General features: G+C 65.5%; 14 protein-coding genes. 5 read left to right on the top strand and 9 right to left on the bottom strand.

From position 1 onward, the window contains the following. Positions 1-4: 4 nt before the first annotated feature. Positions 5-976, bottom strand: coding sequence for a phosphoadenosine phosphosulfate reductase family protein (locus NO347_RS02665; protein WP_256288142.1), 972 nt, complete (start codon positions 974-976; stop codon positions 5-7). A gap of 202 nt (positions 977-1,178) precedes the next feature. Between NO347_RS02665 and NO347_RS02660 the strand changes: the two genes are divergently transcribed. Continuing rightward, positions 1,179-2,189 carry a 2-hydroxyacid dehydrogenase gene (locus NO347_RS02660; RefSeq protein WP_256288141.1) on the top strand — a complete coding sequence of 337 codons (1,011 nt, stop codon included), beginning with the start codon at positions 1,179-1,181 and terminating at the stop codon, positions 2,187-2,189. A 30-nt stretch (positions 2,190-2,219) separates the two neighbouring features. On the opposite strand, the gene NO347_RS02655 is transcribed toward NO347_RS02660, so the two are convergent. Continuing rightward, positions 2,220-3,551 (bottom strand): glycerate kinase type-2 family protein, encoded by a 1,332-nt coding sequence (locus NO347_RS02655; protein WP_256288140.1) that lies wholly within the window; start codon positions 3,549-3,551, stop codon positions 2,220-2,222. Positions 3,552-3,675: 124 nt separating this feature from the next. On the opposite strand from NO347_RS02655, the gene NO347_RS02650 reads away from it, so the two are divergent. Then, positions 3,676-4,419 (top strand): type I 3-dehydroquinate dehydratase, encoded by a 744-nt coding sequence (locus NO347_RS02650; protein WP_121568203.1) that lies wholly within the window; start codon positions 3,676-3,678, stop codon positions 4,417-4,419. A gap of 145 nt (positions 4,420-4,564) precedes the next feature. On the opposite strand, the gene NO347_RS02645 is transcribed toward NO347_RS02650, so the two are convergent. Further along, positions 4,565-5,098 (bottom strand): amino acid-binding protein, encoded by a 534-nt coding sequence (locus NO347_RS02645; protein WP_121568202.1) that lies wholly within the window; start codon positions 5,096-5,098, stop codon positions 4,565-4,567. 196 nt (positions 5,099-5,294) lie between these two features. Between NO347_RS02645 and NO347_RS02640 the strand changes: the two genes are divergently transcribed. After that, the gene (locus NO347_RS02640; RefSeq protein ID WP_256288139.1) at positions 5,295-6,632 is read left to right on the top strand and encodes a hypothetical protein; all 1,338 of its coding nucleotides are present in this window, start codon (positions 5,295-5,297) and stop codon (positions 6,630-6,632) included. 105 nt (positions 6,633-6,737) lie between these two features. On the opposite strand, the gene NO347_RS02635 is transcribed toward NO347_RS02640, so the two are convergent. The 5 genes from NO347_RS02635 to purB all read right to left on the bottom strand — a co-directional run bounded on the left by NO347_RS02635 (position 6,738) and on the right by purB (position 11,180). Further along, positions 6,738-7,304, bottom strand: coding sequence for a DUF7110 family protein (locus tag NO347_RS02635; protein WP_121568200.1), 567 nt, complete (start codon positions 7,302-7,304; stop codon positions 6,738-6,740). Positions 7,305-7,537: 233 nt separating this feature from the next. Beyond that, positions 7,538-7,879: a glutaredoxin family protein gene (locus NO347_RS02630; RefSeq protein WP_121568199.1), complete on the bottom strand. Its 342-nt coding sequence runs from the start codon at positions 7,877-7,879 to the stop codon at positions 7,538-7,540. Positions 7,880-8,014: 135 nt separating this feature from the next. Further along, positions 8,015-8,659, bottom strand: a complete 645-nt coding sequence (gfcR, locus tag NO347_RS02625) for a transcriptional regulator GfcR (protein ID WP_121568198.1) — start codon at positions 8,657-8,659, stop codon at positions 8,015-8,017. Continuing rightward, the gene (locus NO347_RS02620) at positions 8,643-9,722 is read right to left on the bottom strand and encodes a glucose 1-dehydrogenase (RefSeq protein WP_256288138.1); all 1,080 of its coding nucleotides are present in this window, start codon (positions 9,720-9,722) and stop codon (positions 8,643-8,645) included. Before NO347_RS02620 ends, gfcR begins: the two co-directional genes overlap by 17 nt. A 48-nt stretch (positions 9,723-9,770) precedes the next feature. Then, complete coding sequence (purB, locus tag NO347_RS02615; RefSeq protein WP_256288137.1) at positions 9,771-11,180, bottom strand: adenylosuccinate lyase; 1,410 nt, start codon at positions 11,178-11,180, stop codon at positions 9,771-9,773. A gap of 167 nt (positions 11,181-11,347) precedes the next feature. Here purB and purH point away from each other — a divergent pair, with 167 nt between their 5' ends. Then, positions 11,348-12,937, top strand: coding sequence for a bifunctional phosphoribosylaminoimidazolecarboxamide formyltransferase/IMP cyclohydrolase (purH, locus tag NO347_RS02610; protein WP_256288136.1), 1,590 nt, complete (start codon positions 11,348-11,350; stop codon positions 12,935-12,937). 130 nt (positions 12,938-13,067) lie between these two features. Here the strand turns inward: purH and NO347_RS02605 are convergent, their stop codons facing one another. Continuing rightward, entirely contained in the window at positions 13,068-13,505 is a 438-nt protein-coding gene (locus NO347_RS02605; protein ID WP_256288135.1) for a universal stress protein, read from the bottom strand. Between the two features lie 137 nt (positions 13,506-13,642). Between NO347_RS02605 and NO347_RS02600 the strand changes: the two genes are divergently transcribed. Then, positions 13,643-14,404 carry an NRDE family protein gene (locus NO347_RS02600; protein ID WP_256288134.1) on the top strand — a complete coding sequence of 254 codons (762 nt, stop codon included), beginning with the start codon at positions 13,643-13,645 and terminating at the stop codon, positions 14,402-14,404. The last annotated feature ends 10 nt before the right edge of the window (positions 14,405-14,414 follow it).

Genomic DNA, 14,414 nt, shown 5'->3' with positions numbered 1-14,414 from the left:
GAGCTTACATGTAGCCGAGGTCGCGGAGTCGCTCCATCAGGTCCTCTTTGTCCTGGGCGCGACCCGCGCGCTCGGTAGTGTTCTCCATATCCTGTAGCCACGCCGGTTCCTCGGTCGTCTTGTCCGTCGAGACCTCGCTGCCGAGCGAGCGGAAGCCGGCGAAGTACTTCGGCGAGACCGGGATGTCGTCCATCGTGAGCCCGTTCGGCAGGTCGTCTGCGCTCTGGGGCACGTAGCCCTCGTCGGGGTAGCCCTCGACGGTGTCCGGAACCACGAAGTTCCAGAACGCCTCCCAGACGGACGCCTCGTCGAACTGGAGGATGGGCTGAATGCGGTCGTGCGGCGGGTAAATGTCCGGATCGTGACGCGGCGAGAAGAACGTCTCGTCGGCACGGGCCTCCTGTTCGTCCCAGCGGACGCCGGAGATGACGCCGTCGACGTCGTACTCTTCGAGCGCGTCGTTGAGCGCGACAGTCTTCAGCAGGTGGTTGCCGACGTAGGTGTCGAGCAGGAAGGGGAAGGTGTCCTCCTCGTATTCGAGCAGGTCGCGGACGTGGTGTTGGTTGTGTTCAGAGAGCTCCGAGATCTCGATGTCGTCGCCGGGTTCGAGGTCGTGTTCCTCAACGTACGCGCCGACGTCCTCGTTGCGAGCGTAGACCACGTCGAGGTCCCACTCCTCAGCCCAGTGGTCCACGAAGTCGTGGATCTCGTCGAAGTGCTGGAAGTGGTCGATGAAGACCGCCGGCGGCGTCTCCAGGTCGTACTTCTCGGCGACCTCTTTGATGAAGTACAGCGTGAGCGTCGAGTCCTTGCCGCCGGTCCACATCACGGCCGGCGTCTCGTACTGTTCGAGGCCCTGCTTCGTGACCTCGATTGCCTTCTCGATTTTGTCCTGAATCGTCGGATAGTCCGCGGGCGTCTCACCTTCGCCGTCGGTGTAGTCGACATCGAGGTAGTCGGGGAACGCGTCTGACATCGTGTAATTACATATAATTAGTACCGCTAAATGCTTTTTGACATCGGAACTCCCTGATCGAAGGAGGCGGAACCGAACCGGTCGAAGTCGGCACGCCGCAGTTCGGGGGATCTGATACTGTCGGACAGAATGTGTGAAGCGTGGAACCGCGCGCCGCGTCGACTCCAAAGAACTTTGCCCTCACGTCGGAGAGACGGCGACGATGAGCACCACACCGACGGTCTACGTGACGCGTGAGATTCCCGGTTCCGGGGTCGAACGACTCCGAGAGCAGTACGAGGTCGTCGTCTGGGACGGAACGCTCCCCCCAGAGAAGACACACATCGAATCGAGGCTCCGCGAACTCGACGCCGAAGGGCTCGTCTGTATGGTTTCCGACGAGATCGACGCCGAGGTACTGGACGCCTCCCCCGACCTCGCCGTCGTCAGCGCGTTCTCCGTCGGGTACGACCACATCGACGTGGAGGCGGCCGCCGAGCGCGACATCGCCGTCGGGCATACCCCGGGCGTGCTGACCGAGACGACGGCCGATCTCGCTTGGACGCTCCTGATGGCTGCCGCCCGACGGACTGTCGAGGCCCACGAGTACGTGGCGGCGGACGAGTGGGAGGCGTGGGATCCGACACTGCTGATGGGTGCGGACGTTCACGACGCCACGCTCGGAATCGTCGGCCTCGGGAGCATCGGGTTCGCCACGGCCCGCCGCGCGGCCGGGTTCGGGATGGACGTCCTGTACACTGGGCGAAATCCCAAGCCCGAGCGCGAGGACGAACTCGCCGAGATCGGCGTCGACGCCACGTACGTCGAACTCGACGCACTGCTCGCCGACAGCGACTTCGTCTCGCTGCACGTCCCGCTCCTCGACGAGACGGAGGGTCTTATCGGCGAAGCGGAACTCCGACAGATGTCCGACGACGCGGTCCTCGTCAACACGGCTCGCGGCGAGATCGTCGACACCGACGCGCTCGACACCGCACTCGAAGAAGGGTGGATCGGCCGCGCGGGCCTCGACGTGACTGACCCGGAGCCGCTTCCGGCGGACCACGATCTGATGCGGCACGCGCCCGAAAAGCTGGTCGTGACACCGCACATCGGGAGTTCGAGTATCGAGACCCGCAGTCGGGTCGCCGAGATGGCGGCCGCGAACGTCGAAGCCGGCATCGACGGCGAGGAACTCCCGAACTCCGCGCTTCGCGACGCCGGACTGGAATAACCAGTACGTGAACCTCGCTCTGCCGCGCGCTCACGCCGGAACGAGGAGAACGCGAAGGTCGTTGACGTTGGTGCCGGTCTGTCCGGTCCGCACGAGTGCCCCGCGCTCGTCGAGGTAGTCGTGGACGTCGTTTGCGGCCAGCAGTGAGCGCGCACGTTGGACATCGCCGACGGTATTTGCGTCGACGACGGCGCCAGCCGCGTCGGTCGGGCCGTCGATCCCGTCGGTGTCGACGGCGGCCAGTACCGCCTCGGCGCCGTCGTCGCTTGCGAGTTCGATCGCGGCGCTGAGTGCGAACTCCTGATTCGGACCGCCGGAGCCGTCGCCCGCGACCGTGACGGTCGTCTCCCCGCCGGAGAGGATCGCCGCGGGCGCCGTCGCGGGATTGCCGCTTCGCCGGACCTCCTCGGCGATCGCGACGTGCGTCTTCGCTGCCTCGCGGGCCTCGCCGCGAACGGACGAAGAGAGCACGATCGTCTCGAACCCCGCCTCGCGGCAGACGTCACGTGCGGCCGCGAGCGCGGTGAAGTTGTCCGCAACGACGTGGATCGACGTGTGCTCGAACGCGGGATCGTCAGCCCCTGGCGTTTCCGGAATGTCGCCCTCGACGCCGCGCTGGAGGTGGCGACTGACGGACGCTGGGGCGTCGACGCCGTACTCCGAGAGCGTGGCGAGCGCGTCGGCATAGGTGGTTTGATCCGGCGAGAGCGGCCCGCTCCCGACGACAGAGGGATCGCCGGAGGTGACGTCGCTGAAGACGAGGCCGACGGTCGTTGCCGACGCGAGGGCGCGAGCCAACTGGCCTCCTTTCAGCACCGAGACGTGCTTCCGAACGCTGTTGATCCGATCGATCGGCGCACCCGACTGGAGAGGTTCCTCGGTGAGCGCTTGGAGGTCTGTGAGCGACACGCCGTCGACGGGGGCCGAGAGGAGGGCGCTGCCACCTCCCGTAATGACGACGAGGGCGAGCGTCCTCTCGTCGGCCTCGCGCGCCCGTTCGAGAACCTGGCGCGCGCCCTCGACGTTGGCGTCGCTCGGGACGGGATGGGTGCCGACGACGATCTCGATCGGGTCGGCGGGCGCCGGATCGTCCGTAACGACGACACCATCGGTGAGATGCCCGTCGAGGCGGTCTGCGAGGTGGCTCGCGACCGTGCCAGCGGCGTTGCCGCCGCCCAAGACGATCACGTCGTCGTACGCCGTGAGATCGTACGTTCGATCGTCGATCCGGAGTCGGTCTCCGTCGACAGTGACTGTCTCTCGGAGGACCCTCTCCGGGTGGGCCGCACCGATTCCGGCACGCACGGCTTCGAGCGCTGTGTCGGCAGTCGTCGGCGAATTGCGATCGGCGGAGTCGGTCATACCTGTATTCGAGATGAGAGACACATAAGATCAGTTGCGACTCCGTGGGGTCTCCCAACGTGACTGACGACGACCACTTCGGTTGATGAGCAAACTTATAACGAGCAGGGTGCTACTCCGTGACATGAAGATCGACGACTTCGCCCTTGCAGCTACGACAAACGACCTCACACGGGAGACAGAGGCTCGGGGGGCTGCGGACATCGTCGAATTCCGGATCGACAAGGCCGAAAAGCCGATCGAACAGCTAGAGGCATACGACGGCGAACTACCGATCATCGCGACGAACCGAAACCAGTGGTTCGGCGGCAAAGCCGAGGACACCGGACGCTTGGACACGCTCTTTGCTGCATCCCGATTCGACTCGGTCGCGTACGTCGACATCGAACTGGAGACGGCTCGCGCGAAAGAGTGGATCTTAGAGGAGTTCCGCCAGAACGACGTCCGTCTCATTATCTCGCATCACGACTTCGAGACGACGCCGGACGGGGACGTCCTGACCGCGATCTTCGATCAGTGTGCTGGCTACGGTGACATCGCGAAGGTCGCAACGTATCCGAAGGACCTCTCGGACACGCTGACGCTGCTTTCGGCGCTGCACGAGGCCACCGAATCCGGTCTCGACGCCGCCGGTATCGCGATGGGCGAGATCGGAAGCCACACCCGCGTCGTCGGTCACATTTACGGCTCGAAACTCGGCTACGCGCCGCTGCTGTCGGACGACAGCGAGTACGCGCCGGGCCAGATCCCGCTGGGCAAACTCGCCGCCCTCATCGAGGCGACGAGGATCGACGGGACGAAGCTAGAACGTATCGAGGCCATCGAGGACGACGTGACCGTCCCGTCCGAGCTCACGCTCCCGAACTGACCGACGCGCATTTTTCCGGTTCTGAGGATTTAAACGGCTGTTTTTCTCCGACTGATCACGACACTCATAGGGATTATCGTAACTGTTCGGAGATTCTCGCCGTCCCGTCCGGCGAGAAATCTATGAGGACTTACGATAGTCCCTATCAGACGCTCGCACTCGTCGGGAGCGGCTCGACCAGCCGTAGCTCCTTCTCCTCGGCGATGGAGCGGAGCTTTTCGAGGACCTCCTCGGTCGCCCCCCGTTCGGTAGCGATGTCGATGCGCGCGCTGGAGACGTCGGCCGTGCCCTCCGGTGCCGCAAGCGAGAGATCCGTCACCGTCGCGTTCGTCGCCTCCTGAATCCGCGAGAGGGTATCCGAGAGGCCGGTGTCGATGAGGTGTCCCGACAGCACGACAGTAAGCCCCTCACTGTATCGCTCGGTCCCCGCCTGGACCACGTTGATGCCAGCGTCACGGAGGCCGTCGATGATCTTCTCGAAGCGATCCGGTGTCGCTTCGATGTCGACCTCGACGGGAATGTGTCCACGTGGGGTGACGTTGCCCCGCTCGTGGAAGATCGACAGCAGATTCCCGCCGTTCTCGGCGATCGGGCCGAGCGAGCGGAGGAGTTCGCCCGGTTCGTCGACCAACTCCAGACGGAGCGTGTACGCACGGATGTCCGTCTGTGCGTCACTCATCGTTCGACCACCGTCCGTTCGTTGCGTGCATTACTGAAATCCAGCCCCGGAGCGGAAATAAGTATACTGCCGACTGCAGTCGCCGGACGCGGTCAGTGCCCGGATCGGTCAGCGACATCGAAAACTCGATTTGAACTCACCAGCCAAACCTCACAAACGATTATGGTGATGTGTACCAATGCACGTACCGGCTTCTATGTCAGATCGTACCCTAGAAGACGCACTCCAGGCCGCCGAGAGTCCGGTCGACCTCCTGCGTGACCTCGGTCTCGGACAGTTCACGAAACTCCCGGACGAGTTCACGCACTGGATCGAAGAACAGCGCGCGTGGCAGGAGAGCTGTGCGTTCGCCGACCAGTCGTATCATATGACGGATCTACGGATCCAGGGCACGGAGGCGATCGAACTGTACACCGACTACGCCGTCAACGACTTCGAGACGTTCGACGTCGGTCAGGCAAAACAGCTCGTCGTCGCCAACCCGGACGGCTACCTGATCGGCGATGCCATCCTGTTCCGTGAGGGCGAGGCGAACTTCCTCAGCGTTGGCGCGGCAGCGGCGCATCACTGGCTGCTGTATCAGGCTGAGACCGGCGAATACGACGTCGACGCGGAGATGCAGGGCCGCCCGGTAGCGACGGGACGGGACCCCGAGAACTTCCGTTATCAGGTGCAGGGGCCGGACGCCGTCGACGTGATGCGGGCGGCCATCGACGGGCCGCTCCCCGACCTGGGATTCTTCAGGTTCGAGGAGGTCACGATCGACGGCAACGAGGCGTTTCTCCTCCGGCACGGGATGGCCGGTGAAGCGGGCTTCGAGTTCTGGGGCGACTACGCGAACGCTGACGCCGTGAGAGAGACCGTTCTCGACGCTGGCGAGGAGCACGGCATCCGGCGGCTCGGCTCGAAGAGCTATCAGAGCGCCAACGTCGTGCTCGGGTGGCTTCCGCTTCCGGTGCCGGCGATCTACTCGGGTGAGGAGATGCGGGGGTTCAGAGAGTGGCTCGACCTCCGCCAGGGCCTCATCTCGATCGGCGGGAGCTACGACGCCGCCGACATCGAGGACTACTACGTCACGCCCATCGAAGTCGGGTACGGCCACATCGTCGATTTCGATCACGACTTCGTGGGGAAGGCGGCTCTCGAAGCGGAGATCGACGACCCCGACCGCGAGAAGGTGACGCTCGTCTGGAACGACGGGGACGTCGTCGACGTCTTCCACTCGCTGTTCCGCAACGGCGAGACGCAGAAATTTATGGATCTTCCGGTCCCGCGCTCCTCGGCGTGCCACTACGACGAGGTGCGGAAAGACGGCGAGATCGTCGGCGTCTCGAAGTGGATGAGCTACATCAACAACCACCGCGAGATGCTCTCGTTGGCGCTCGTCGACACTGAGCACAGCGATCCCGGGACCGAGGTGACGCTCACCTGGGGCGAGGCAGACGGAAGTGAAAACAGAGCCGTCGAACGCCACGAGACGGCGGAGATCCGAGCGACCGTCGCACCGGCGCCGTACAAGCAGGACCGTCGCTGATACGGGAACGGAGCCCGAAGCCGGCGCTCGCGGAGTTCAGCATCGGACGATCGGGAGTCGGTGAGAATCCGGCGGTGACAAGTCGCTGCGGACCGGTGGTGGATTTCAGTCGGAGATGAACTTGTTGTCGCGCCAGTTCACGCCGTTAGAACCGTTCTCGCTCTTCGAGGGGTTCTCGACGACCTCGATGCTCGCCGGGCGCTCTTCGCCTTCGACGATGCGGTGGGCCGTGAGCTCGCCATCGAGTTCGGTGATCGCGGTGAGCGTGCCCTTCTCGGCGAGCAGCGCGATCTCGCGCAGCACGAGGAACATCGGATACTGCAGCGCCGTGTTCTGAAGGACGGTTTCGCGGTCGCCCTTGAAACAGGCGAACTCGACGAGTTCGGAAGGGATCTCCTCTTCTTCTTCCTCCCAGCGCGGTGCGCCCGCGCGCGGCGGCTCTTCCTCGTAGACGCGGTTCTCTGTGATGCTGGCTTTCAACTGTGCCGTCGGGGTGTACTTGCTCAGATTGTCCTCGGCTGCGACGGCTTTGAGGATGAGCGTGTTGTTCCGACGGGTCACCTCGACGTCGTCGACCTCGGGCGGCAGTTCCGGGTCACCGTTCAGGTACTCTTCGACCTCTTCGAGGGGCAGTTCCAGTGTCGAGTGAAGTCGGTATACGCGGCCTGACATAGTTACTTTGGGTGGTACCCGTACGAACGGACGCGACGCGACGTCGGTACCTGTGTAGCGGTAGGTGCCGGGGCCTTATAGGGTCTACCCTTTGATTCGCGGCGGCGTCCGCGAGCAGACGCGAAACCCACAGGGTAGTTGATGGCTCGAACTCCGGACGAACGAATCACTGCGTCTCGGAACCCACATTCGTGCGGGTGGGCAATCCCGGACGACAGCGATGCCTCCGTCACTTACGCGTCGAGCGTCGCTTCGAGTTCGCCCCGCTCGTCGAGCTCTGCGAGGATGTCGCTGCCGCCGACGAACTCGCCGGCGACGAACGTTTGGGGGATCGTCTCCCAGCCGCTGTGATCTTCGAGCGCACTCCGATACTGGTCGAGGGCGGGGAGCACGTCGATCGTCTCGAACTCGTCGACGTACTGGGAGATGAGATTGACCGCGCGCTGGGAGTAGCCGCACTGGGGCATCAGCCGGTTCCCCTTCATAAACAGGACGACGTCGTTCGACTCGATGGCGTCGTCGACGCGCGCTCGTACTTCGTCGTCGCTCATATCCGCACCGGGCTGGAACGTCATAGAGCGACGTATGCGTCCAGTCCTGAAATGGATTGCGTCGCCCGAAGTTCGGGCCGTCCCGCTCGACGGTCCGAGCGGGAGTCGGCGACCGTTAAACACTCGCGGATACGGTGCGAGCGCGGCCCTGACCCGCTCTTACTCGTTGCCGACGCGAACGACGTCGATGAGCGAGTAGACCGGCACGCCCTCGATGTCCTCGACGCCCTGTTTGTCGACGATGACGACGCAGGCGACGGGGTTGCCACCCTCCTCGCGGATCGACTCGACGGTCTCTCGCATCGTCGTTCCCGAAGTGATGGTGTCGTCGACGACGTAGCAGTCGCGGTCGCGGATCTGCGCGAAGTTCCGCGAGAACGACCCGCCGAGGTCTTCGATGTCACCTTCCTCCCACTGGTGCTTCGCCGGGGCGTACGAACCGAGGTCAGTGTCGAGTTCCGTCGAGACAACCGTCGCGAGCGGCGCGCCGGCTTTCTCGATCCCGATCGTCAGATCGACTTCCTCGCCCTCTTTTACCAGGAGGTCGGCCATCGCTCGACCGATGTGTGTGAGCCGCTGGGAGTCGCGGCCGATCGCGCTCCAGTCGACGTGGATGTCGTGGGGGCCGCCGCCGTTGTCCTCGGGTTGTACCGGTTCAGGCTCGTAGTTGTTCGAGCCGCTGCGTTCGACCAGCCAACTGGCCGTCTCCCGGGAGACGTTCAGCTCGTCGGCGATCTCGCCTTTCGACAGACCGCGTTCGGCGAGTTCGGCCGCACTCGAGATGAGATCATCGACGTTCTTCATACGCGCTGAATTGGACGGCGGTTTTTATAGTGGTGTCGTCGTCGCCGAAGGCCGCCTCGAACTCGGTTAGATCGTATACGCCAGTGACGACCGCGTCACGGAACCACGCCGGGAGCGTCGCGAGCGTCTCCACCGCGGACTCGAAGTGTCGGACGTTCGAGTTGACGCTCCCGACGAGCGCTTTGTTGTGCATCACGAGTTCTCTGTGCAGTTTCCCGCCGTCGATCTCGAACTCCCACGAGCCCGGGACCCCCAGCAGCGCGCCGACGCCGTTGGGCGCGAGCGCCTCGATCGTCTCGAAGGCGTGCTTCGCGTAGCCCGTCGCCTCGAAGACGAGGTCCATCGGCTCGTGCGCGGCCGGGACTTCCGCGAGCGGTGTCTCTCGAGAGTCGACGTAGGTCGCGCCGAGCCCCTCGATGATGTCGATCGTCGGGTCGGGACGGTCCCGGCGGCCGAGACAGTAGAGCCGGTCGAAGTCGAACTGGTCGCGGAGCATCGCGAGCGTGAGCAGGCCCAGGCTCCCGTTGCCGAGGACGAGCGCCGACTCCGGTTCCCAGGTGAACGACGAGCGCGACGCGTACGCGAGTTCGACCGCCTTCTCGGCCACAGAAAGCGGCTCGACGAGGAAGCCGACGTCGACGATCGACGCCGGAACCTCGACCAGATACGCCTCGGGGCTGGTGAAGTACGTCGACATAAATCCGTGCGCCCCAGAAATTCCGCGCTCGTGGTAGGCGCCTTCGGGAGCCATATCCGGTTCGCCGCGCGCGAAGTACGGGTTCGACCCGTTCGGCGGTCGGCGAACCGTGGGGACGACCACGTCGCCCCGGGAAAATCGCGTGTCGCCGGCGTCTTCGACGACGCCGACCGCCTCGTGGCCCAATACGAGGTGATCCTCGCCCGCCGGGAAGTCGCCGTGGCCCCCGGCGATGACCTCGTGGTCCGTCCCGTCGACGCCGACCCGGAGCGTCCGGACCAGCGCCTCGCCGACGCCGGGCACCGGCCGCTCGGTTTCGACGACGACCGGACGGTTCGCCCCGCGCTCGACTGCGATCGCGTGCATACCTCAAGCTAACGCGTGGTGCAGGTAAAAGATTTATTCCACTATGAGTTAATATTGTGCTCCAGTGTCGTCGTCCAGATCGTCGACGAGGGCGTCGCCGACGCCGACGTACTCGGCCGGCGAGAGCGCGCGCAGTTCCGCGCGGACGTCGTCGTCGACGTCGAGGTCGTCGAAGAGGTCGCGGAAGTCTTCGAGTGTCACGTCGCGGCCGCGCGTGAGTTCCTTGACACGCTCGTAGGCCTCCGTGTCGCCCTCGCGCCGGAGGATCGTCTGAACGGCCTCACCGATCAGTTCGGGATGGGCGTCGAGTTCCTCGCGCATCACCGTCTCGTTGGGCACGACTTTTCCGAGTCCCGCCTCGGTCTTTCCGTAGCCGATCAGACAGTGCGCGAACGCCGCGCCGATGTTGCGTTTCACCGTCGAGTCCGAGAGGTCGCGCTGGAGGCGCGAGGTCGTGACGTAGTCGGCGAGGAACGTCAGGTCAGCGTTGGCCTTCGAGAGGTTTCCCTCGGAGTTCTCGAAGTCGATCGGGTTCACCTTGTGCGGCATCGTCGACGACCCCGTCTCGCCTTCGGCGGCCTCCTGTCCGAGGTAGCGGTCTGAGACGTAGAGCCAGATGTCGCGGTCGAGGTCACAGAGGACGTTGTTCACGCCCCGAAGCGCATCGAAGACGGACGCGAGGTCGTCGCAGGGGTTCACCTGCGTCGTGAGCGCGGTGTGGTCGAGACCGAGACCGGTGACGAACGAGCGGGAGAACGCGCGCCAGTCGACGTCGGGGTAGGCAGCGACGTGCGCCGCGTACGTGCCGGAGGCGCCGGCGAGTTTGCCCGAGAGGTCGTCCGCGGCGTCGACGACGCGTCCCATCGTCGTCCCCAGGCGCGCGGCGTAGACGGCCATCTCCTTGCCGAAGGTGGTCGGCGTCGCGGGCTGTCCGTGCGTTCGCGCGAGCATCGGCGTGTCCCGGTACTCGTGGGCGAGGTCGACCAGTTCGTCGCGGACGGCCGTCAGCGCCGGCAGCAACACGTCTTCGACGGCGGGCTTGACGAGCAGTCGCTGCGCGAGGTTGTTCACGTCCTCGGAAGTGAGCCCGAAGTGGATCCACGGGTGGACGCGCTCGTCGGTCTTCGTGCGCAGGAAGTACTCGACGGCCTTCACGTCGTGGTTGGTCGCGCTGTACCCCTCGGCGCCTTCGGTCTCCAGGCGCTTGATGAGGTCCGCGTCGTCGGCGCCGAAGTCGTCGACGACGGCGCGGAGGTCGGCGCGCTCCTCGTCGGTCAGCGAGAGCGACGTGGCGTCCAGATCCGCCAGCGCGAGGAGGTACTCCACCTCGACGCGGAGCCGCGCTCGCATCAGCGCCGCTTCGCTGGCGTAGGGCACGAGCGGCGCGGTTCGGCCGGCGTATCGCCCGTCGAGCGGCGAGACTGCCGCGAGCGGGTCGGAACGGGAGAGGTCGTCCATACGCTGAGTCTCCGCAGTGCGCTAAAAAAGCGTGTCGATGAATATCCCACTCCCGTGCATATTTCTCGGGGTTACAGACCGGTTTTCGGACGCACCTATCCGCAATTGTGTACATCGGCGTCGGCGAGACCGCAACTGACTTACTATCTGCGCGAGGCCCCACGAGTATGACCAAGATTGCCGGCCTGGCGAGCAATCGGGGACGAAACCTCCTGCACATCGACGATCGACGCCCCGGCGGCGCGGAACTCGCCGTCGTCGTGGCGAACCACGAGGGCGCGCCCGTCCTCGACGCCGCCTCCGAGCGCGGCATCCCCACGGAAGTCGTCGAGCGCGACGACGACGAATCCCGCGAGACACACGAGGAGCGCGTCCTCGACGCGCTGTCGAGTTACGACTTCGACCTCGTCTGTCTGGACGGCTATATGCGCGTCCTCACCGAGACGTTCCTCGACGCCGCGCCGACGACGCTCAACGTCCACCCGTCGCTGCTCCCGTCGTTCCCCGGAATGGACGCCCACGAGCAAGTGCTCGACGCCGGCGTCAGCGTGACCGGCTGTACCGTCCACGTCGTCACCGACGAGGTCGACGCCGGGCCGGTCGTCACTCAGGAGTCGGTGCCGGTCTACGCCGACGACGACACCGACTCGCTGAAGACGCGCGTCCTCCACGACGCGGAGTTCACGGCGTACCCGCGCGCAGTCCGCTGGTTCGCGGAGGGTCGCCTCCACGTCGAGAGCGGGGGCGACGAACTGTCCGTGACCGTCGACGGCGACGACGGCGGCGAGTTCCCCGAGCGCCGCGTCGTCTCCGACGACCGCGTCGCCGAACTGCGCTACGGCGAGAACCCCCACCAGGACGCCGCGGTCTACGCTGACGCCGCCGTCGACGAGGCGAGCGTCGTCGACGCCCCGCAGTTGAACGAGGGCGCGAAGGGCCTGTCGTACAACAACTACAACGACGCCGACGCCGCGCTGAACCTGATCAAGGAGTTCGACGAACCCGCGGCCGCGGTGATCAAGCACACGAATCCCGCAGGCTGTGCGACCGCGGACACCCTCGCAGACGCCTACGCCGACGCGCTCGCGACGGACCCGATGAGCGCCTTCGGCGGCATCGTCGCGCTCAACCGCGAATGCGACGCCGCGACCGCCGAAGAGATCGTCGACTCGTTCAAGGAAGTCGTGGTCGCGCCGAGTTACACCGACGCCGCACTCGACGTCCTCACCGAGAAGGAGAACCTCCGCGTCCTCGACGTCGGCCCGCTCGACGACCGGACCGACAGCCTCACCGAAAAGCCGCTCGTCGGCGGCCGCCTCGTCCAGGAGCGCGACCTGTGGGCGCCCGATCGCGAGGACATCGAAGTCGTCACCGAGACCGAACCGACCGAGGAGCAACTGGAGACGATGCTGTTCGCCTGGAAGGTGCTGAAGCACGTCAAATCGAACGGCATCGTCTTCGCGGACGGCACCGAGACCGTCGGCGTCGGGATGGGTCAGGTCTCCCGCGTCGACGCCGTCCGACTGGCCGCGATGAAGGCCGACGAGCACGCCGAGGGCAAGGACGCCGACGGGGCCGTGATGGCGTCTGACGCCTTCTTCCCGTTCCCCGACGGCGTCGAGGAGGCCGCCGATGCGGGCGTGTCGGCCGTCATCCAGCCCGGTGGCTCCGTCAACGACGAGGACGTCATCGAGGCCTGCGACGAGCGCGGGATTCCGATGGTCTTCACCGGGCGGCGGTGCTTTCGACACGACTGAGCGAAGCGAAGGAGTGTCGAAAGTCAGTGAGACGAGCGGTGCGAGTCTCACGGGACTTCCGGCACGCTGACCAAGCGAAGTAAAATCGGTCTGAAACGGGCTGCCGCGGAGATCGGCTCGGAGCGACTCCCTACTCCGAATCCATCCGGACGACGAGGATCGGCACGTCGGTGTTCTCGACGACGCGCTCGGTGACGCTGCCGAGATTCGCGAGTTTGTCTCGCCCGGAGCGGCCGTGCGTCCCCATCACGATCAGGTCGACCTCGCTCTCGGCGGCGTAATCCAGAATCGCGCGGTACGGAATACCGTCGCGGACGGTCGTCGTACACTCGACGCCAGCCTCCGCCGCAGCCTCGGCGACTTCTTCGACCGCCTCGTGGGCGTCTTCCTCCATCGTCGCCTTCAGGTCGGGCTTTTGTTCCTGGCCGGCGGCCAGATAGAGCCGCCGATCGACCACCGAGAGCGCGTGGATTTTCGCCTCTCGCGTCGCTGCGATGTCGAGTGCGTGGTCGAGCGCTTGTGCGGTCCCGTCGCTGCCGTCGGTGGGAACGAGAATGTGATCGTACATCGCGTCTCGCCGTTCGGACGGCACCCTCTTGAACGGTCCCCCGGTTGTCGCCGTGCGGGAGCGGTGGGCCGTCGCCTGCGATACGCTAAGGGCGCGCCGGCAGAGAGTATATCTCTCCCTCGTTCCAAGGGGCGAGCGTGTGTACACTGACGCTCGCCTGGCGCGCATTCGAGGACGCGCCCGTCGTCGTCGCGGCGAACCGTGACGAACTGCTGGATCGAGAGTCCGAACCGCCGGCCGTCGTCGACGGCGACCCGTCGTTCGTCGCGCCGCGGGACGCGGTCGCCGGCGGGACGTGGATCGGCTACAACGAACACGGCGTCTTCGTCGGCCTCACGAACCGCTGGGTCGACGTGCCCGACGGTGGAGAGCGCTCCCGCGGACTGCTCGTTCGCGACGCGCTGCGCGCCGAGAGCGCCGTCGATGCACGCGAGGCGATCGAACACGCCGTCGCCGCGGACACGTACGACGGATTTCACCTCGTCGTAGCCGAGCGCGGTGGGGACGACCCCCGAGCCTACTTCTTCGAGTGGGACGGTGAACTGAACGTTCGAAGACTGACGCCCGGCGTCCACGTCGTCGTCAACGTCGGCATCGACGGCGAGTTCGTCGAGCCCGAGTGGCGGCCCGAGGTGGGGGCAATCCAGGCGCACAACGCCCAGCAGGTCCGAACGGAGTTGGACTCGCGGAAGTGGGACTCCGCGTCCGCCTGGCTCGACCGCGCGAAGGAGGTTCTCGGAACCCACGAGTACGGCGTCTGCGTCCACGAGTCGGACCGGGACTTCGGGACGCGGTCCTCGTCGCTGATCACGCTCTCGGCCGACGGCGACGCCGAGTTCCAGTTCGCCGACGGGGCCCCCTGCGACACCGCCTTCGACCGGGTCGAAGGTCAAATTTAAACGAGTCGCG

The sequence above is a fragment of the Halobellus inordinatus genome, assembly GCF_024464655.1.
GTDB classification, from domain to species: Archaea; Halobacteriota; Halobacteria; order Halobacteriales; family Haloferacaceae; genus Haloquadratum; species Haloquadratum inordinatus.
Note: the sequence above shows the minus strand (reverse complement) of the source record. Positions and strands in the feature narration are given on the sequence as shown.

Bases quoted from the DNA above. Each gene is read 5' to 3' on its own strand.
- NO347_RS02665 (WP_256288142.1), bottom strand. From the start codon at position 976: ATGTCAGACGCGTTCCCCGACTACCTCGATGTCGACTACACCGACGGC.
- NO347_RS02660 (WP_256288141.1), top strand. From the start codon at position 1,179: ATGAGCACCACACCGACGGTCTACGTGACGCGTGAGATTCCCGGTTCC.
- NO347_RS02655 (WP_256288140.1), bottom strand. From the start codon at position 3,551: ATGACCGACTCCGCCGATCGCAATTCGCCGACGACTGCCGACACAGCG.
- NO347_RS02650 (WP_121568203.1), top strand. From the start codon at position 3,676: ATGAAGATCGACGACTTCGCCCTTGCAGCTACGACAAACGACCTCACA.
- NO347_RS02645 (WP_121568202.1), bottom strand. From the start codon at position 5,098: ATGAGTGACGCACAGACGGACATCCGTGCGTACACGCTCCGTCTGGAG.
- NO347_RS02640 (WP_256288139.1), top strand. From the start codon at position 5,295: ATGTCAGATCGTACCCTAGAAGACGCACTCCAGGCCGCCGAGAGTCCG.
- NO347_RS02635 (WP_121568200.1), bottom strand. From the start codon at position 7,304: ATGTCAGGCCGCGTATACCGACTTCACTCGACACTGGAACTGCCCCTC.
- NO347_RS02630 (WP_121568199.1), bottom strand. From the start codon at position 7,879: ATGACGTTCCAGCCCGGTGCGGATATGAGCGACGACGAAGTACGAGCG.
- gfcR (WP_121568198.1), bottom strand. From the start codon at position 8,659: ATGAAGAACGTCGATGATCTCATCTCGAGTGCGGCCGAACTCGCCGAA.
- NO347_RS02620 (WP_256288138.1), bottom strand. From the start codon at position 9,722: ATGCACGCGATCGCAGTCGAGCGCGGGGCGAACCGTCCGGTCGTCGTC.
- purB (WP_256288137.1), bottom strand. From the start codon at position 11,180: ATGGACGACCTCTCCCGTTCCGACCCGCTCGCGGCAGTCTCGCCGCTC.
- purH (WP_256288136.1), top strand. From the start codon at position 11,348: ATGACCAAGATTGCCGGCCTGGCGAGCAATCGGGGACGAAACCTCCTG.
- NO347_RS02605 (WP_256288135.1), bottom strand. From the start codon at position 13,505: ATGTACGATCACATTCTCGTTCCCACCGACGGCAGCGACGGGACCGCA.